14 protein-coding genes and 1 pseudogene are annotated in these 18,125 nt (G+C 68.3%); 4 read left to right on the forward strand and 11 right to left on the reverse strand.

The features are described from left to right. Window positions 1-1,653: a TM0106 family RecB-like putative nuclease gene (locus B1818_RS03160; protein WP_058253705.1), complete on the reverse strand. Its 1,653-nt coding sequence runs from the start codon at window positions 1,651-1,653 to the stop codon at window positions 1-3. A 227-nt stretch (window positions 1,654-1,880) separates the two neighbouring features. Between B1818_RS03160 and B1818_RS03165 the strand changes: the two genes are divergently transcribed. Together B1818_RS03165 and B1818_RS03170 are read left to right on the forward strand one after the other, a co-directional pair. Continuing rightward, window positions 1,881-2,573 carry a DUF6474 family protein gene (locus B1818_RS03165; RefSeq protein ID WP_068969999.1) on the forward strand — a complete coding sequence of 231 codons (693 nt, stop codon included), beginning with the start codon at window positions 1,881-1,883 and terminating at the stop codon, window positions 2,571-2,573. A 207-nt stretch (window positions 2,574-2,780) separates the two neighbouring features. Further along, on the forward strand, window positions 2,781-3,452 hold the full coding sequence (locus B1818_RS03170; RefSeq protein ID WP_078111898.1) for a hypothetical protein: 672 nt from the start codon (window positions 2,781-2,783) through the stop codon (window positions 3,450-3,452). Here B1818_RS03170 and B1818_RS03175 read toward each other — a convergent pair. From B1818_RS03175 to sigK, 6 genes and pseudogenes are all read right to left on the reverse strand, one after another. After that, entirely contained in the window at window positions 3,432-4,334 is a 903-nt protein-coding gene (locus B1818_RS03175) for an alpha/beta fold hydrolase (protein WP_078111899.1), read from the reverse strand. The two genes, B1818_RS03170 and B1818_RS03175, sit on opposite strands and share 21 nt — an antisense overlap. 130 nt (window positions 4,335-4,464) lie before the next feature. Continuing rightward, window positions 4,465-5,684, reverse strand: a pseudogene (locus tag B1818_RS03180) (sorbosone dehydrogenase family protein). 296 nt (window positions 5,685-5,980) lie between these two features. After that, window positions 5,981-7,534, reverse strand: a complete 1,554-nt coding sequence (locus tag B1818_RS03185; protein WP_078111900.1) for a succinic semialdehyde dehydrogenase — start codon at window positions 7,532-7,534, stop codon at window positions 5,981-5,983. 67 nt (window positions 7,535-7,601) lie between these two features. Continuing rightward, the gene (gene rraA, locus B1818_RS03190; RefSeq protein ID WP_078111901.1) at window positions 7,602-8,096 is read right to left on the reverse strand and encodes a ribonuclease E activity regulator RraA; all 495 of its coding nucleotides are present in this window, start codon (window positions 8,094-8,096) and stop codon (window positions 7,602-7,604) included. A gap of 34 nt (window positions 8,097-8,130) precedes the next feature. Beyond that, on the reverse strand, window positions 8,131-9,039 hold the full coding sequence (locus tag B1818_RS03195; RefSeq protein ID WP_078111902.1) for an alpha/beta fold hydrolase: 909 nt from the start codon (window positions 9,037-9,039) through the stop codon (window positions 8,131-8,133). Between the two features lie 67 nt (window positions 9,040-9,106). Continuing rightward, complete coding sequence (gene sigK, locus B1818_RS03200; RefSeq protein ID WP_068969995.1) at window positions 9,107-9,721, reverse strand: ECF RNA polymerase sigma factor SigK; 615 nt, start codon at window positions 9,719-9,721, stop codon at window positions 9,107-9,109. 376 nt (window positions 9,722-10,097) lie between these two features. Between sigK and B1818_RS03205 the strand changes: the two genes are divergently transcribed. After that, entirely contained in the window at window positions 10,098-11,030 is a 933-nt protein-coding gene (locus B1818_RS03205) for an MBL fold metallo-hydrolase (RefSeq protein ID WP_254859535.1), read from the forward strand. 118 nt (window positions 11,031-11,148) lie between these two features. Here B1818_RS03205 and B1818_RS03210 read toward each other — a convergent pair whose 3' ends face one another. Both B1818_RS03210 and lysX read right to left on the reverse strand, forming a co-directional pair. Further along, window positions 11,149-11,670, reverse strand: a complete 522-nt coding sequence (locus B1818_RS03210; RefSeq protein ID WP_078111904.1) for a hypothetical protein — start codon at window positions 11,668-11,670, stop codon at window positions 11,149-11,151. A gap of 156 nt (window positions 11,671-11,826) precedes the next feature. After that, the gene (gene lysX / locus B1818_RS03215) at window positions 11,827-15,240 is read right to left on the reverse strand and encodes a bifunctional lysylphosphatidylglycerol synthetase/lysine--tRNA ligase LysX (protein WP_058253698.1); all 3,414 of its coding nucleotides are present in this window, start codon (window positions 15,238-15,240) and stop codon (window positions 11,827-11,829) included. Window positions 15,241-15,359: 119 nt separating this feature from the next. On the opposite strand from lysX, the gene B1818_RS03220 reads away from it, so the two are divergent. Then, the gene (locus B1818_RS03220; protein ID WP_058253697.1) at window positions 15,360-15,596 is read left to right on the forward strand and encodes an RNA-binding S4 domain-containing protein; all 237 of its coding nucleotides are present in this window, start codon (window positions 15,360-15,362) and stop codon (window positions 15,594-15,596) included. Between the two features lie 726 nt (window positions 15,597-16,322). On the opposite strand, the gene B1818_RS03225 is transcribed toward B1818_RS03220, so the two are convergent. Both B1818_RS03225 and B1818_RS03230 read right to left on the reverse strand, forming a co-directional pair. Continuing rightward, window positions 16,323-16,994 (reverse strand): DedA family protein, encoded by a 672-nt coding sequence (locus tag B1818_RS03225; protein ID WP_058253696.1) that lies wholly within the window; start codon window positions 16,992-16,994, stop codon window positions 16,323-16,325. Between the two features lie 122 nt (window positions 16,995-17,116). Then, window positions 17,117-18,004, reverse strand: a complete 888-nt coding sequence (locus B1818_RS03230) for a cutinase family protein (protein ID WP_058253695.1) — start codon at window positions 18,002-18,004, stop codon at window positions 17,117-17,119. Between the last annotated feature and the right edge of the window lie 121 nt (window positions 18,005-18,125).

Here is an 18,125-nt window from a genome sequence, read left to right on the forward strand (position 1 = left end):
TCAGCTCGCCCGGAACCGGTCGAGCAGATCCCGCTCGTGGGGCACCTGCGCGGCCGCGCCGTCGGTCATCCACTCGCGCAACACTTTTGTGGCACGGACATCGTCTTCGTTGTATTCGAGAAGTCGCCGGCGCTGCCCGTCGTCGGGGCGCCCGCCCCCGAGCGCGACAGCTGCCCGGTACCACTCCATCGACGCCTCGCCGCTCGCGTCGTCGTCGCGCCACGAGAACCCCGCGACCGGCGCCACTCGTTTCAAGCCCTTGCCCCGCGGGCAGATGAAGTTCTCGCCGACCGCCTCGTAGATGTCCACCCATTCCGACGATGCGATGAAGGCCTGGACCTCGGCGCGCGCCGGGATGCCCGGCTCGCCGGCAAATCTGTCGGCCGACCCCAGCAGCCATCGGTTCTCCGCCTGCTGGGAGTAGCAGTAGGCCGCGAACGTCTTCCCGGCCTCGCGGGCGGCGGCGCGTTCGGCCATGAGCCATCCCCAGAACTCGGCGAACGACCGCGCTTCGTCGCGCGTGGGCAGCGGGTCCCAGGTGACGAACGGGCGGTACTCGACGGGCGCGGACGAGTCGGTGGTGTCGGTGCGCAGTGTCCCCCACAGATACGCCCCGTGCTCGCCGTAGCTCTCCATGTCGACGTCGATCTCGATGTCGGCGCGGTGGACCCGCGGCGAGTCGACGCGCCGGACGAGCTCGGTGCCGGTGAGCCAGGCGATCGCGTTGATGATCGCGTCGCCGAACCGGACGCCGCCCGGCCAGCCCTCCGGTGGGGCCCCGCGCTGTGCGGCCAGTTCGTCGATCGTCGTGATCCCGGCATCGATCAGGACCGAACCCTGGTTGCCGCTCGCCACGAGACTGACGTCGCGCTTCTCCTCGAGCTCCGGTCCGCAGCGCACCCACCACGGGCACGAACGGCATTCGCTGATCCGGCGGGGCTCGGTGGGGACCTGCCCACCCGCGACCGCGAGCCGATGCTCGAGGATCGCCGAGTAGTCCTCGAGCATCGCCCCGGTGTCCAGGACGACGATGCAGTCCGCGTCCACGCCGATCACGCCGCCGCGCAACTCCGTCGTGTCGGTCGACGACGCCCTGCCGATCTCCACGAGCATGGCGGTGAGATGAGCCAGCCGGAGGTTGTCCCGTCGGTTCGGCCGGCCGGTCCGATACGGGTCGGGGCTCGGTGCCCACATCCAGAACGGACTGGTCACCAGGCTGGGCGCACGCCCGTCCGGTTCCGGCGTCGATTTCGCCGGCTGGCTGACCCGGTGATTGACGACGATGACCGGTGTGTAGCCGTCCCCGACCCGCACCAGCAGTTCGGAATGGCCACGGCGCCCGTGCTCCCGGTCGGTCGGCAGGGTCGCGTTCCAGATCCACGACGCCCCGGCGTCGCAGGCACGCAGCGTGGCCGCGACGCGCTCAGCGGTGCTCGCATCGGCGTCGACGACCACGAACGCGCCCGGCTGATCGCTGTGTACCCCGCGGAGCAGCTCGCGGATCGCCGCTCGATGGTCGGCCGCGGCCTCCTTGCGACGCTGCACGCCAGGCGGATCGGGTTCGTCGGCGGGACGTCTGTCGTGCGCGAAGTCGAGGGCGACCCGGTGCTCGCAACCGGCGAGGTCGCGCGGCGACAACACGACAGGGACCACGCCATCCCTTTCCGGGCTCGAACGGACGGACACGTGGTCGGATACAACCACATGTCATGCTTGTACTTGTTATCACGCGCGCCTGACGTCGGGAGCGAAGCGAGCGGGGCCACGAAGTGCGGCGCCGGACGCGATCGAGCGAGCCGGTCGACACCGGCGCCGGGAGCGGAACGAGAGCAGGCCGGGGGTCGACTGCGGTCTTCTCGGCAGCAGCGAAAGGGCATTCGATGGGATTGTTCTCCTCCGACGGTACGACTCGTGCTCAGCGCAAGGCAGAGGCCAAGGCTCTCAAGGCGAAAGCCAAGCTGGAGGCCAAGTTCGACGCCAAGTCGCGGCGCAAGGAACAAAAGGCCCGGCGCAAGAACGAGCACAAGTACTTCCAGAAGGAGATGAAAGCCGAGCGCAAGACCGCCAAGCAGCTCGCCAAGTCCCAGACGAAGGTGAGCAAGGCCGAGGCGAAGAAGTTCGCCGTCGAGGCGCAGGCCGCCGCCGACGCGAAGGCTCTCAGCCCGGCCAGCGTGAAGCGCTACCTCACCGTCGCCCGGCTCGTGGCACCGATCGCCGCACCCGTCGTCTACCGGGCCGCGGTCGCCGGACGCGAACAGCTCTCCACACTGCAGGCGAACCGCGCGGGGGTCTCACCGGAGGTGTTGCGCCAGTTCAGCGGTCACGGAGCGACCCTGTCCGCGCGGATCGCGACCACCCGTACGGCACTGGAGAAGGTCGTCGCGCAGGACACCAGCTCCGACTCCACGGATTTCGTCGCGGCGATGACCAAGCGCCTCGACAATCTGGACATCGCGGTGCAGACCGCCGAGACGATGTCGGCCGGTCAGCGCCGCACCGCCCACAAGTCCATCGCCGACGAACTCGAAGCCGTCGACGCCGACATCCTCGCGCGGCTCGGGGTCCGTTCCTGACCCACGGTCCGAGCCGGGTCCTCGCCGCGCCGGTGGACGGCGGCCCGTCGGGTGAGATCGGCGAGCGATCAGCGGCACGTGTGGAACAGGCTGCGGGATCCGGTCGCCGGTGCCCGGTTCCGGGGCACACCATTAGGATGGGTGCGAACGTGTCGCGCGGCGCAGCAGTTGCCGGGCGCCTGCCGGATACTTGCGAGGGAGCGCCGTATGACCGAGCCGGATCCGAACGCCACGCCGTCCGCCGGTGAGTCGAACCAAGACGAGCAGGCGCTGTTCCCGATCGCCGCACCGGAAGAGTCCGCCTCCGTACCCGACGCCGTACCCGCCGCGCCGGTAGCGAAGAAGGCCTCGCCGGAGACGGCTGCCGCGGAATCCGGCGGCGACAAGCTTCCGCCGAAGAAGGCGGCGAAGAAGAGCCCCGCGAAAAAGGCACCGGCCAAGAAGAGCCCCGCGAAAAAGGCCGCCGGGGCCGCACCGGCGAAGAAGTCGGCAGCCAAGAAGGCACCGGCCAAGAAGGCGCCGCCGAAGTCGGCGCCGCCCGCCCCGGAGCCAGTGGATCCGCCGACTCCGACCCCGGAACCCGAAGCGCCTCAAGTATCGTCGGCCACGACCCCGGCGTCGCCCCCCGAGCCGCCGGTGACGCACTCCCCGAAGCCGGCCCCGACCGCGTCCTCGGCCCCCGCGCCCGCCGATCCCACGCCCGCGCACCCGCCGGTCGATGTGGTCGCCGAATCGAACGCCGCCCGTGCGACTTTCGCACAGTTGCGCTCGGGTTCGCCCACTGAACCCCCGACCACCAATCTCACGCCCGCGTATGCCGGGCTCGCAGCTGTGGTCGCGCTGATCGTCTTCGTCGTGTTACGCCGAGTCCTGCGCTGACGGTCCCACCGCCGACGGGGCGGTGGTCGAACCGTTCGCCGGGGCGAGATCGCCGACCCGGTCGAGGACCGCAGCGACAACGTCGTCGGCGTGCGCTTCCGGCAGCCAATGGTCGGCACCGCGCAACGCGATGAACTCGTACTTCGCGTCGACCCACCCCGAACACAGGCGGGCCGCCTCCTCGCCGATCGCCGGGTCCGCGTCGCCCCACACGAACGTGGTCGGGACGCGGACCGGCCGGGGCGCGGATCGCTTGTCGGGGAGCAACATCGCGCGATACCAACCCAGCGCGCCGGGAAGGGCGCCGTAGTCACCGATCTCACGGGCGATCCGCGACGCGAACGGTTGCGGAAGTCCCATCCGTTCCCCGAAGTCCGGTTGTGTTCGCATCGCCCAGCCGAGGAACTTCTCGGGCAGGACCGGAACCTGGAAGGCGGCCATGTACCAGGACCGGAAGATCTGTCCGTGGCGCATCGAGCGCAGGAAGGCCCCTGGGTGCGGAACAGACAGGGCGGTCAGCGTCTTCACCCGCTCGGGATGGTGCGCGGCGACCGCCCACCCGACGAGTGCGCCCCAGTCGTGGCCGACGACGTGGGCTCGTTCGAGGCCGGCGGCGTCGAGCAGGGCGAGCACGTCCGCGGCCAGTTCGCTCTGCACGTAGTCCCGTCGGCGTGCGGGGCGAGCACCGGGCGAGTACCCACGCTGGTCCGGTGCGAGGGTCCTGAACCCGTTGTCGTGCAAGATTTCCGCGACCAGTTCCCAGCACGAGGCCCGCTGGGGGAACCCGTGCAACAGCACGATCGGTTCACCGTCGATCGGACCTTCGTCGGTGACGTCGAAGGTGTGGGGTCCGCGGTCGAACCGGGTGATGCGCGTCGTCATCGATGACCTTTCTGTGTCCGATTCACACCATGGCGATCACGCGCGCCGGACCGCCGGTACCACCGGCGAACTTCGGTGCGCCGACGATCACGGTCGATTGCGTGTCCGACGGCCAAGTTGTGCACATTGCTCAGCCGTCCCAGCGCACCCGCAGGATGCGGTCTGCGCCTTCGCCGTCGCTGGTTGTCAGGATCAGCGAGCCGTCGGGCGCAACGGCCACCCCGCGCAGGCGACCATGCTCGTCCTTCAGGGCCTCGGTTCGCGACACCACGTGGCGTCCGTCGTCGGAGAGCTTAAGGAACACCAGTCGTTCGCCCTTGAGCGCCGTCAGCACGACGCCGCCGTTGTATGCGCCCCAACCGGTTTCGGGCAGGAATGCGATTCCCGGCAGAGCGATCGTCTCGTTGCCCGAACTCCAGACCGGACCGATCGCGCCGGGGACCCGTACCGGATCGGTCATCGGCACCGATTCGTCGTAGATGATCGGTGTGCGGTCGGGCTTATAGCCGTAGTTGCCCCCGGCGACGATGCGATTCAGTTCGTCGTCGCGGCTCGTGCCCTGCTCGATGGCGTACACGCGACCAGTGCCGGGCTGGACCGCCACGCCCTGTACGTTGCGATGCCCTAGGCTATAGATCGGACTGCGCGGGTTCGGGTTTCCCGGAGCGGGCGTACCGTCGAATTTGATGTGTAAAACTTTGCCGCCCAGCGACTTCTGGTCCTGGGCAACGGATGGTGTGCCTGTGTCGCCGGTACCGACCCAGAGGCTGTCGGCAGTAGCGGAAAGGCCGCATCCGGCACGACTGCCGGAGGACGTCACGGGGATTCCACCGAGGACCGTCCGTTCACGGGTCATCTGCGTCCAGTCCGCACTAACCCCCACGACACCACCTTGATGGTCGGACCAGTCTGTGGGGCCGGAAGAGGTGCGCCGGCAAGAGGTTCCGGCACGACAAAGGCGCCGGGCACCGTGTACTCCGCTTGACATGAATACACACGCCGGTTGTCCGAGAACCGTTGGTCGATGGCGAGCCCCATGAGGCCAGCCTCGTGGACAGCGAAGATCTTCGACAGGTCTGCTCTGACGTTCACACGTTTTCCACCGGGGCGCACTGCAACAAACCGCCCCGCGCGCTCACCGGAAAGCACGGTGCCGTCGGGTGCAACAACTACACCCCAGGGGATGGTCATCCCGCCAGTCACAGCAGTGACCTGCAGCGGCACTCGAGCATGAGCCGCCGGGCCGGCGAAGAACAGCCCAGCCACGACAGCCGCGGACGCGGTCATCGTCACAAGCCCACGGGCCGGTGATGGGACGGATTTTTTGCGTCCATGACGTGTTCGGGTCACAAGGCCTACCGTAACCACGCTCACACCCACGGGGCAGGACATCGGGCGTCTCGATCAGCGAAATCGTGCTCCCCAGGCACGCCAGATGCCGCGACGTCGCGGCCCGACCGGAGCGACCGGGTGGTGGCGACGCGACGCCGTCCGGGGTGAGGGATTTGCGTCCCTGTGAGCGAGGTCGGAGGGCAATCTGCCCTTCCCACACCCTGAGGTGGACGGAAATTCGTCCTACTCGACGCCGTCGAGGGAACGAGTCATCCCACTCCCGAACAAAGCAGAGAGTGAGCTCTCTTACTCTCTTACCGGCCCGGCAGGTACTTCAACGCGCGGACGGCGGTCGGCGTGATGGCGCGGTAGATGCTCGTCGGGACCACCGGCATGCGGTCGATGCCGATGAAACGCTGCTCGGCGATGGTCTGCGGCTCGGTGTACTTCAGCAGCCCCTCGTCACCGTGCCGGCGTCCCATCCCGGAGATACCCATGCCGCCCATCGGGGCCGCCGTCGACGCCCACGCGGCGGCGTAACCCTCGTTGATGTTCACCGTCCCGGCGCGCAGCTGCTCGGCCACCTGCTGCGCCTCGGCGCTGCTACCGGCGAAGACGCTGGCGTTGAGGCCGTAGTCGGTGTCGTTGGCGAGCTTGATCGCCTCGTCGGTGGAGTCCACCGGGTAGATCGAGACGACGGGTCCGAAGGTCTCGTTCGCAAAACACACCATGTCGTCGGTGACGTCGGCGAGGACCGTCGGCTCGAAGAAGAAGGGGCCCAGGTCCGCGCGACGCTTGCCGCCGGCGAGCACCTTCGCGCCCTTGGCGACCGCATCCTCGACGTGTGCTTCGGCGGTGTCGATCTGCGCGGCCGAGGCCAGTGAACCCATGTCGGCGCTGAAATCGTAGGAGGCCGACAGCTTCATCGTCGACACATACGCGGCGAACCGCTCGGCGAAGTCGTCAGCGATCTTCTTGTCGACGTAGATCCGTTCGATCGAGATGCACAGCTGCCCGGAGTTGGAGTACGACGCGCGCGCCGCGCCGCGCACGGCGTTGGCGATGTCGGCACTCGCGGTGACGACCATCGGGTTCTTGCCGCCGAGTTCGGCCGAGAAGCCGATGAGCCGACGTCCGGCCTGTTCGGCGAGGGTGGCACCGGTCTCCGAGGAGCCGGTGAACATCACGTAGTCGGTAGTGGCCATGATCGCCTGTCCGACAACGCTTCCCGGCCCGGGCACCACGGCGTACAGCTCACGCGGCAGACCCGCCTCGTACAGCAACTCGGCCAGGGCCAGCGCGCAGTACGGCGTCTGGCTGTCCGGCTTGATCACGACGCCGTTGCCGGCGATCAGGGCGGCCACCGCATCGGACACGGCCAGTGTCAGCGGGTAGTTCCACGGGCTGATGATGCCGACCACACCCTTGGGCAGGTACCGCACGCGCACGCTGGTCGCGCCCGGCAGCATGCCCTTGACCTTGCGATCGGCCAGCAGCTTGGGTCCGTTCGTCGCGTAGTGCCGCGCGGTGATCGAGACGTCGATGACCTCTTCTTGCGCGTAGATGCGCGCCTTGCCGGTCTCGGCCTGCGCGATGTCCATCAACGACGCCGCGTTGCGGTGGACCAGGTCGGAGAAACGGTCGATGATCGCGGCGCGGTCGGCCGGCGTGCGGGCCGCCCATCCCTCCTGCGCCTGGCGGGCCCGGGCGACCGCCACCTCGAGATCGTCGGCGGTGGCGACCGGGATGGTCGCCATCTCCGTCCCGCTGAACGCCTCGAGGACGGGGCGCGTGGGACGACTCGCGGCGTCGTCGATGGCGACGAGCGCACCCAGGCGAGCGAAATAGTCGGCGGTGGGCTTCGGCATGGCGGTGCTCCTCAGCGCTGTGCGGGTGTCCGGTCTTCGATGTCGATCGTGGTCTGCGGTCGGGGCTCTACTGGTTGTCTCCCGCGGCGACGAGCACGATGCCGTCGTCGTCGGAGTAGACGATGTCGCCGGGGGTGAACGTCTCGCCGCCGATGGTCAGCGGGACGTCGCGTTCACCGGCGCCGGTCTTGGTCGACTTGCGCGGGTTGGTACCCAGGGCCTTGACCCCGATCGCCATCCCGCCGATGGTCTTGGCGTCGCGGATGGCGCCGTTGACGATGATCCCCACCCAGCCGTTGGAGCGGCCGAGCTCGGCGATGAGGTCTCCGACCAGTGCGGTGTGGACCGACGCGTCGCCGTCGACGACGAGCACCCCGCCGGGGTTGGATTCACCCAGAACCGACTTCAGCAGGGCGTTGTCCTGGAAGCACTTGACCGTCGACACCCGTCCGACGAACTCCCGGTTTCCGCCGAACTGCGTGAACTGGGTGTCGCAGCTTCGGACGTCGGCGCCGATGTCGTCGACGAGGTCGGCCGTCGGGGTGAAGGTCAGCTCGCTCATGCCGAACAGTTTAGGTGTAACCGCAAGTAGCTGGTTACTCGCGGGTAGGGATGGGCCGCACCCCGCCGATGATCTCGGCGACGTCGTCCGGGCGCTCCGACACGAGGAAGTGCCGCGCCCTCGGGAGTACCGCGATCTCGCGGGCACCGAGCACGTCGGCGTACCGTCGCTGCTTCCATTCCCAGAAGTGGCGCCACCCCGGGAGCCTGGACGACGCCACGACGACGATCACCGGGACGTCCGGCATCGGCTCGGACCGTCGCAGACTCCGCAACGTCTGGTTCATCGATCCGAAGGCGGCGTTCTCGACGAGAAGGGCCAGGAGGTAGGGCGGCTGCCCGAAGACGCGCGTACTCCATCGGCGCTGCTGCTCGCCTCGACCCTCCGGTGGCGCGGGCACGACGCGGCTCCACACCTGGAAACTGGGCCAGCGACGAATCCCGACGCGGCTCGTCACCGCGCGCGCCGCACCGACCACCCGATGGGCGTTGCCCACCCGGAACGACAGCGGGACGATCCGCCACGGCACCAGGACGAACGACCCGTCGAGGATGACGACGCCCGCGGTCCGCTCGGGATATCGGCGTGCGAACGCCTCCACATACAGCGACGCCAGCGAATGCCCCACGACGACAACCGGTTCGGTGATACCCCGAGCGTCCAGCACCGCGGCCATCCGCTCCACCTCGCCCAGCAGCGACGGGTGATGACCCCGGCCGATGGGATCGGACAGCCCGTAACCCGGCCGGTCATAGCGGATGACCCGCCACGACGAGGAGAGCCGCGCCACCAACGGATCGAGATCGAACCAGTTGCTCCCGAGCGCCGCCATCAGCAGCAGCGGCGGTCCCGAACCCTCGTCCAGCACGTGGAGCCGATGCTCCCCGACCGTCACGAACTCACCGGGTGAATCCAGACCCGCGTCGGGTGTCGTCTCGTGCACGCGTCCAGTGTGCCCGCGCGGATGGCGCGGCGTCGCCGGACGGCACGACGCGCTCACAGCCGATCCGTCAGCGGTCGTCCTGCGCGTCCAGGCAGCTCCGCAGCCGTCTCAGGCCGTCCCGGATGCGGGATTTCGTGGTGGGCAGGGGTGTGTCGGTGCGTGCCGCCACCTCGGGATAGGTGAGTCCGCCGAAGTACGACATCTCGAGGCTTCCTCGCTGCAGCTCCGTGAGATGTCCGAGGCAGGTATGCACTGCGCTCACCTCCACCGACCGCAGCACCGCTTCGAGCGGAAGATCCTGCGTCATCTCGGGTTCGGCGGCCCGGACGCCGTACTCCGACAACCGCTCGGTCTGCATGTCCTCGGTACGGACCCGGTCGACGGCGCGCCGGTGCGCGATCGTCATCATCCAGGTGATCACCGATCCGCGGGTCGGGTCGTAATCGGCGGCACGCTGCCAGTACTGCAGGTAGGCCTCCTGGACGATCTCCTCGGCGTAGTGCCGATCACGCACCACCCGGACGGCGAGGCCATAGATCCGCGAACTGGTCAGGTCGTAGAAACGCGTGAACGCCGCACGGTCGCCTTCGGCCACCAGGGCCAGCAGGTCCCGTAGGACCTGCGATTCTCCCCCGCCCCCATGATCCGCATTCGCGGTGGCGTCGCTCTCCCTCGGCGCCACGGTTTCAGGTGCTGCCGGGTCGGGGACGAGGCACGGGAAGACTCGGTGGCTGCCCGGGAGTCGCCGTGAACCGGATGTGGGTCGGTTGCATGTCAGCGACGGTCCGCCCGACGGTCCTGGTGTGCGAGCTCTTCGACAACCATTCCGGTACCTCTCGTCAGACGTCGGGGGTCGATGAATAGGTCGTTGGACTCTAGCGCGTCGTTACACATTGTGTTCGGTTGTAGCCCGTTGGGAGGACAGCAGGCCCTTCGAAGGGCCAGGACCATTCAACGACGGCGGAGTGGTACCCAAAACCTCTCCGCGGTGAACTACACATGACATCCGCTTGCCCGGAATCGGCGCGGGCACCTAGCGGTCGGGGTAGGAATACGCGGTGGCCACCTTTCGCCAGCCGGGCCCGGCGCCAGCCGAGATGCTGCGCACGGGTGCGCTCGCCGTGCGCGGCGCGTTCCGGCCGCGCCCGCCGGACCGGCGACTCATCGACGCCATCGAGGACGCCGGGCTCCCCGACGGCGAGGTGACGGTCCGGGTGCGCGCCCTGCCCCAGGTTGCGCGACGGGTACCGCTCGCCGGCCTCGCCGAGGGAGCTCGTACCCTGCGTCGCGCGTCGTCGGCGATGACGACCTTCGTGGTCGAGCACCCCGAGGCCGCGTTCTTGGTCGATCCCGGCTTCTGCCGCGACGCCCATCACCGCGTCCTGCCCGAATTGCCGACGATCTTGCGCCCGCTGGTCACCCCGCCGCGGTCGACGGTCAGCACCGCCGACGGTCTCGAGCTGCGGCCGCTGCACCGCTCCCCCGACTTCGCCCTGCCGACGCACGCTCACTGGGATCACGTATGCGGCCTGCTGGACCTGCCCGGCCTGCCGGTGTGGCTACCTCGGCCCGAACGCGAATGGATACTGGCGGGCACGCGACCACCGGTCGGCGGGGTGCGGGCGGCTCTGACCGACGGCCGACCGATCCTCGACTACGAACTCGACGGCCCGCCCGTGTCCACATTCGTCGCGAGCCACGACCTGTTCGGCGACGGCTCCGTGGTCGTCGTCGACCTCGGCGGGCACACCCCCGGGAGCGTCGGCGTCCTGGCCCGCACGTCCTCCGGCCCGGTCCTGCTCGCCGGCGATGCGGCCTGGCACTTCGAGCAGGTAGCGCGCCTGCGCCAGAAGCCGAGCATCCCCGGCGAATTCGTCGACGACGACCGCGACGCGGCGTTCGCGACGCTGCACCGGCTCCACCTGGCCCGCCACACCGTGCGCGTGATCCCCACCCACGACCACGACGCCGTCGGAGCACTCTGCGGCTGAGGCGAACGGGGGGGCGGGCTCAAACGTGAAGAAGTCACACGCATGGACCTGTCCCGTGCGACACCTCAACTGTCACCTCGGGTCAGGCGGGTTTCGGCGAGCGGTGGCCGGATCAGAATCAGAGGCCCTGATTCGAATCCCCGCCTCGATTGTCCCCGCCGCCTCCGTTGTCCCCGCCGGTTTCGCAGACGGCCGCGACATCCCGGGGCGTGTTCCCGGGAGTGCGGTAGGTCTGGACGGCCCACGCGACCTTCTTTTTCGTCACCGGAGACAGCACCTCGGTCCGCCGGATGCCGACCGCGAAACACCCACCGGTCATTACGAGTTTCTGGAGTTCCCCTCGATCGAGCCACCTGCCGATCCCGCTGTACGGCAGATCCGTTCCGGCGAAAGCCGGCACGATCCCGGTACGCGCGATGTCACGCGTCTGCGCCGCATTGAAGAGCGTATTGAACTCCATACGGACACCGACGTTGGGCCAGAACCAGTTCTGGTAAATCGTCGGGAACGAGCTGAAACCCGCTCCCGCAGGGGTACTCAGGCCGTGACCCTCGCCAACGGGTGCCGCCCCGGCCACACCGCCGTAGAGTCCCACACCCGATCCCGTCAGCATCACGGCCGACGCGGCGATCGAAACCACAACTCTCCGCGCACTTTTCATCTCTCTGAGCCTCCAGGTCAGCTATTCATGAGACAAGTTGCGCTGCGCAGCGTCTTCAGCGTCGCACAGATTGAGGATGGTGTACATCACGCTTAGGAACGCTCATCACACAGGACCCCAGGGTGCCAAGGCACCTCAAGCGTCCTGCGGTTTCGCCAGCGGGAACGCGAGCGACTCGCGGATCGACTGTCCGGTGATGAGCATGACCACGCGGTCGACACCGACACCCAGACCTCCGGTCGGCGGCATCGCGTATTCCAGTGCCTGCAGGAAGTCCTCGTCGAGTTCCATGGCCTCGGGATCGCCGTCGGCGGCCAGGATCGACTGCTCGGTGAGACGTGCCCGCTGCTCCACCGGATCGGTGAGTTCGGTGTAGGCCGTGCCGAGTTCGACGCCCCAGGCGACGAGGTCCCATCGCTCGGCGACGCCCGGCTTGCTCCGGTGCGCGCGGGTGAGGGGTGACGTCGACGTCGGAAAGTCGGTGTAGAAGGTCGGGAAGGTGGTGCGATCCTCGCCGAGGTGCTCGTACAACTCCAGGACGATCTGCCCGGCGTCCCAGTCGGGCCGGTGATTGATCTCCAGGCGGTCACACACCGCGCGCAATTCCTCGACGGAGGTCTCCGGCGTGATGTCCTGCTCCGCGCCCTCCGAGACCACCTGATGAACGGTCTTGACCGGCCACTCCCCGGAGATGTCGACGCGCTCTTCGTTTCCGTCGGCATCGGTGCGAACGATGACCGGTTCCCCGTAGGCCGCCGTCGCCGCGTACTGGATCATCTCGCGCGTCAGATCGAGCATCTTGAGGTAATCACTGTGCGCCTCATAGGCTTCCAGACTCGTGAACTCCGGGTTGTGACTGAAGTCCACACCCTCGTTGCGGAAATTGCGGCCGATCTCGAAGACCTTCTCGACCCCGCCGACACACAGTCGTTTGAGGTAGAGCTCCGGGGCGATCCGCAGATACAGGTCGAGGTTGTAGGCGTTGATGTGCGTCTGGAACGGGGTGGCGTTCGCGCCGCCGTGGATCTGCTGCAGGATCGGCGTCTCGACCTCGAGAAAGCCACGAGCGCCGAGGAAGTCACGCAACGACTTCACGACGAGACTGCGGGTCGCCAGCGACTTGCGCGTCTGCTCGTTGATGGCGAGGTCGACATAGCGCTGGCGGACACGCGCTTCCGGATCGGTGAGGCCGGCCCATTTGTCGGGTAGCGGACGCAGGCATTTGCCGTTGATCCGCCAGGCGTCGATCAGGATCGACAGCTCACCCTTCCGACTCGTGCCGACGACGCCGCGGGCCTGGATCAGATCCCCGAGGTCGACGTCGGTACCGAAATCGGGTGTGCCCGGGATGATCCGGGAATCCTCGACCAGCACCTGCACCTCGCCGGACCAGTCGTGGACGTCGGCGAACACCACTTTGCCGAAGTCCCGAAGTCGCGTCACGCGTCCGGCGACGGTGACGACGGTTCCCTCTGGTTCGGCCTTGGCCGCCGCGATCGTATGAGTGGGTTGATCGGCCGGCGGGTACGGATCGAACCCGCGCTCGACGAGCCGGTCCATCTTCTCGAGTCGGACGCGCACCTGTTCCGGCCGGTGGACGATCGCACCCTCGGGTGTGGCTGCCTCGGCGTCGAGCTCGGCGATGAGCGCGGGCGCGTTGACACCGGGCGGGATCGACGGCGGCCCCTGCGTGTAGTGCTTGGCCCGTCCGAAGCGCGGCAACGTGATGAAACCCTCGGTCACGATCGCGGCTAGGCCCACCCGGGGCAGGATCCGGCTGTCCTCGAAGCACAGGTAGCGCGACTGCCAGTCCGGCAGATACTTCGCATTCGACTTGTACAGCGACTCCATCTGGAAGAACCGCGAGCCGAACATGAGGATCGAGTAGCCCATCCGCATCACGGGCCCGGCCCCGATCTGGGGGCCCTGCTCGAAGAACGCCCGGAACGCCGCGAAGTTCAGCGACACCTCGGTGATGCCCAATTGCTCTGAGTTACGGCACAACTCGGCGACCATCGTCTCCACGACGCCGTTGGGTCCGTGCCGGTCACGACGCATCAGGTCGAGCGAGACACCCCGGCGCCCCCAGGGCACGAAGGACAGCATGCCGACGACCCGCTCGCCGGGGGTGCCCTCGTCCATCACGGCCTCGACCAGCAGGCAGTCGCCGTCGGCGGGATCGCCGATGCGCGAGAGCGCCATCGCGAAGCCGCGTTCCTCGTCGGTGTCGCGCCAGTCGTCGGCGCGCGCGACGATCTGCGCCATCTCGGTGTCGCCGATCTCGTTGTGTCGTCGGATGCGAACGCCGACCCCGGCACGACGGGTGCGGGTCACGGCCTGGCGCACCGCCTTCATGGCCGGCCCGCTGAGGCTGAACTCGCGCGTGTGCAGGATGGCCTCGTCGCCGATGTTGAGTGAGACGAAACCGGCGGCGTCGAAGGCGGCCGCGCCACGCGGGCTCGACCCCATGGATGCCGGATGCCACCCGTATTTCTCGCACAGGGTGAGGAATTCGGCGATGGCATCCGGCCACGACTCCGGATCGCCGATCGGGTCACCGCCCGCCAGTCCGACGCCTACCTCCACCCGGTAGGTGATCGCTGCCCGACCATCGGGCGAGAACACGACGGCCTTGTCGCGACGGGTCGAGAAGTACGCGAGCGAATCGTCGTCGTTGAATCGCGTGATCAGCGCCCGGATGAGCGCCTCGTCCTCGGCGGTGATGAGCCAGCGCAGCCGTTGCGACCGGAACAGCACGACGGCCGCGGCGATCAGCGCCAGCGCGCCGAACAGTCCCAGCAGACCGTTCACGAACAGGTGGGTGTGCCGACCGTCGAACGAGGCATCCTGGTCGATGGCGCCGAACGCCACGACCCGGTTGAACGCGTACGGCAACCGGTCGCCTCGGGTCAGCGTGTGCGGGAACGCCCACACCAGGGCCCAGCCCAGCAGCGTCGCGATCGCCAGTCCGGCGATCAGGGTGCCGAACGCCGCCAGGACGGCGCCTTTGCGGACCCGTGTGTAGAACTGGCGGTATGTCGACAGCAGGAACATCAGGGCAAGCGCGTCGATGAACAGTCCGAGGTAGATGTTCGTGCGGTCCCACCGCGTCACGCCCAGGTCGTCGGCCAGCGACGGCACGAGATAGAGCGCGTTGGTCGCCATGAACAGGATCAGGTAGATGACGCTGATCCACCAGGCGATCCGCTTGCGGGCCGAGAGCGCGACGGCGATGAGGGCGAGCACGAACGCCCAGGCGAAGCTGGTGTCGGGGAGGGTGATGAGGTAGTCGTCGACGTAGCGGCGGGGGTCGTGGATCAGATGCCGTATCGCCGGGAAGAGGCTGGACAGCAACGCGATTGCCGCCAGGACACCGACGATCGTGCCGGCGATGTGCGGGGCGCGGGACCCGAACCCGGAGGGCCGTCGGATCTTGTCGAGCAGCGCGAGGGACCTGCGGTCGGCCGCGGTGGGCGTCCGCGGTCCCACGTCGCGGTGCTCGCCGGGATTCTCGGGGTCGACCGGCGCGAGGGGGGTGTCGGTGGCCATGCGTAAAAGGTAGTCGGGATGAGAGGTATGTCCCGGCACTCCACGCGGATTGGCCCCGTCCGGCACAGATCGTCTTGCGTCCCCGACGGCCGAGGTGGCCCGGCGGGCGGTGGAACGGCATGATCGAAGCCGTGTACGACGTGACGATCCGGGACGACTCCATCCGACTCGGCCAATTCCTCAAACTCGCCAACCTGATCGAGTCAGGGGCCGAGGCCAAGGAGGTGATCGCCGACGGTCTGGTCACCGTGAACGACGAGGTGGAGACCAGGCGCGGCCGTCAGCTGACGATTGGCGATGTGGTGTCGGTCGGCGGGATGAGCGTGCGAGTCGTCGCCGAAGGCGACGTGCCCTGATCCGAAGAAGCGTCCCCCATTGCTCCCTGAGGTGCGAGGAGCGACAGCGACGAGCCTCGAAGGGCGCTAGGACCGTACGCCGAACCGTCTGAGCTCGGCGGGTGTGATGAGTCGCTCCGCTTCGGCGGGGAACATCGTCGTGGAACCGCGGCGGCCCCCGAGTCGCCCGCCGGTCAGCGAGTTCAGCAGAGAGCCCCGGCGGGGCGAGTGAAATGTGTCAGCCAACTTCATGACCAATCACTTCCTGATACTTCACATTCGTTACAACGGACTGGAACTTTGTTTTACTGTAGCGGCTGTTCCCGGTCGTGTCGCCGGACTTTCCAGTGGCTTTCGCCACGCCCCCGCGACTGCCGACACGTGTGAATCCCGCAGCTCCGGTTCCCGAAACGGCGAGTGCCGCACACGACGGCTAGATCGATCGTCGCACGAGAACTGTTACCTCGCGCGTAGCGACGCGCCCCTCACCTGCATGAATGACCCGGGCGCGGCCAGGCGTTCACTCGCCCCCGCGGGTCGCCGTCGAACGACCGAAGCCGCCGACCCGGGATTCGGGCCGGCGGCTTCGGTGTGATGGACGACGATGGCGGTCGGTGCGCCTCTCGGCAAACAGGCCGCTCGAAGCGGCAAAGGGTGGGACCCGGGGCATTGAGTCGGTCACCGTCGCGGGGTACAACCGCGCTTCCGCACGAGGTATTCCATGGGTCGTCCCACTCTCCCGGCCCGCTATCCCGCGGCACTGGCGCGGCGTCGGCGGACCCGCTTCACGACGAACCAGGCGACCATGAGAACCAGCACGGCGATCACGATGTTGCTCAGCACGCCACTCCACCGTTCGAGTGCGGGGGCGATCGCCGGACCGAAGCCGAAGCCGATCCCGATCCACAGCGCGTTCCACACCCCCGACCCCAGCGTCGTGTACGCGGTGAAGCGCCAGAACGGCATCTTCTCGATGCCCGCCGGGATGGAGACGAACGACCGGACGAGGGGCACGCACCGACCGAGGAGAACCGCCATTCCGCCCCAGCGGACGAAGTACTCCTCCGCCTTGTCGAAGTCGTCGTAGTCGAGCAGCGGCATCCGGCCGACGAGTCGCCGGGTGCGATCGCGGCCCAGAGCCGCACCGATCCAGTACCAGAGCCAGGCCCCGACGAGCGACCCGATGGTCGCCGCGGCCCAGGCGAGCCAGACGTTCATGCGGCCCTCGTAGGCGAGGAAGCCGGCGCCGGGAAGAACGGCTTCGGACGGAATGGGCGGCAGGAAGGTCTCGAGGAGGATCGCCACCCCGACACCCAGCTCGCCGAGCGTGTCCATGAGGTCGAGAATCCAGCCGATGAAACCGCTGTGACCTTGCGACGGGTCGGTCTGGGCGAGTACGGCGGCGAGCTGCGTTGGCAAGGAGATGTTCCGTCTGTCCGAGGGCGGGCGGCTGGTCCCCGGCTTCGGTGACCACTTCGGCCGCCACTCTAGTCGGACGTCCGATTCATCCGGTTCTCGTGCAGGTCAGCCGACCGGCGCCGTCAGGCGAGGCCGGCGAGGAACCGGTTGGCCCACTGCACCGCGGTCACGCCGGGACGGACCTCGAAGTCCCGGTAGGTGCCGTGCGACCCGGACTGGAGGAATTGGTTGAACGACCTGATCTGCTCGCGAGCGCGCGCGTCACCGAGCTCCTGCGCGATCTCGCCGGGGCCGCCGAGGGTGAGCAGTTCGGAGAAGATCGCGCCCGCCTCGGCCTGGTACTGCACGATCTGGCTCGGCGTCGGGTCGCTGGTCTCGGCGAGGTAGCCGACGATCCGAGTCACGTAGTAGTCGCGGGGCACGTTGCAGTAGACGTCGGTGGGTTCGCAGAGGGTGAACGCCCTGGGCAGGACCCACCCCATGCCGTCGAGGCGTGGTCCGCCACTGCCCTCACCCCTCAGGGCGGGGCCGATGAGATTGTCCCGCTTGGACCGCCGCGGATCCGCGATCAGCACGACCCCCGCGACCTGGCTCGGACGGATCGCGGCGCGACCGGTGCCGATTTCGGATGCGAGGTCACCGGCGGCGTCGGCGCCCTGGCTGTAGCCGACGAGCGCGATCCGGGTACCGGGGCATCGTCGGAGCATCTGAAGGGCGAGCCCCGTGGTGTTGGCAACCGCCTGCGCCTTGGACTTGCCGTAGATCGCCTTCTCCCACGGGAACGCCGTGGCGTCGTAGCCGACGTACTGCACGCGGGTTTCCGGTCCGAGCCCGGCGGTGATCTCCCCCAGCACACCCGGGCTGGCGCCGTTGGACCAGGTCCCGGGGACCGCGAGCACATAGATCTCCGGGCACCCCCGGGGCGCGGCGGTCGCCGTCGGGACGGCGAGCACACCGCCGGCCAGGAGCGCACACAGCAGGGCACATACAGTCGCGACGATCCGACGCATGGTCCGTTCCCTTCGTACCGGCCGAGGAGGCAGCTTCACCGCCGAGTCTAGGTCGGGCGTCCGGCGGGCGTGTTGCCGCCTGCGGAACTCCCGTGGAACGACGGATCTGCCTACGCAGAAC

Origin of the sequence: Gordonia sp. IITR100 (assembly GCF_002009645.1) — a bacterium.
In the GTDB taxonomy this organism is placed as follows: Bacteria; Actinomycetota; Actinomycetes; order Mycobacteriales; family Mycobacteriaceae; genus Gordonia; species Gordonia hongkongensis.

Excerpts from the sequence above, each read along its gene's own strand:
- B1818_RS03165 (WP_068969999.1), top strand. The coding sequence starts at position 1,881 with ATGGGATTGTTCTCCTCCGACGGTACGACTCGTGCTCAGCGCAAGGCA.
- B1818_RS03170 (WP_078111898.1), top strand. The coding sequence starts at position 2,781 with ATGACCGAGCCGGATCCGAACGCCACGCCGTCCGCCGGTGAGTCGAAC.
- B1818_RS03175 (WP_078111899.1), bottom strand. The coding sequence starts at position 4,334 with ATGACGACGCGCATCACCCGGTTCGACCGCGGACCCCACACCTTCGAC.
- B1818_RS03185 (WP_078111900.1), bottom strand. The coding sequence starts at position 7,534 with ATGCCGAAGCCCACCGCCGACTATTTCGCTCGCCTGGGTGCGCTCGTC.
- rraA (WP_078111901.1), bottom strand. The coding sequence starts at position 8,096 with ATGAGCGAGCTGACCTTCACCCCGACGGCCGACCTCGTCGACGACATC.
- lysX (WP_058253698.1), bottom strand. The coding sequence starts at position 15,240 with ATGGCCACCGACACCCCCCTCGCGCCGGTCGACCCCGAGAATCCCGGC.
- B1818_RS03220 (WP_058253697.1), top strand. The coding sequence starts at position 15,360 with ATGATCGAAGCCGTGTACGACGTGACGATCCGGGACGACTCCATCCGA.
- B1818_RS03230 (WP_058253695.1), bottom strand. The coding sequence starts at position 18,004 with ATGCGTCGGATCGTCGCGACTGTATGTGCCCTGCTGTGTGCGCTCCTG.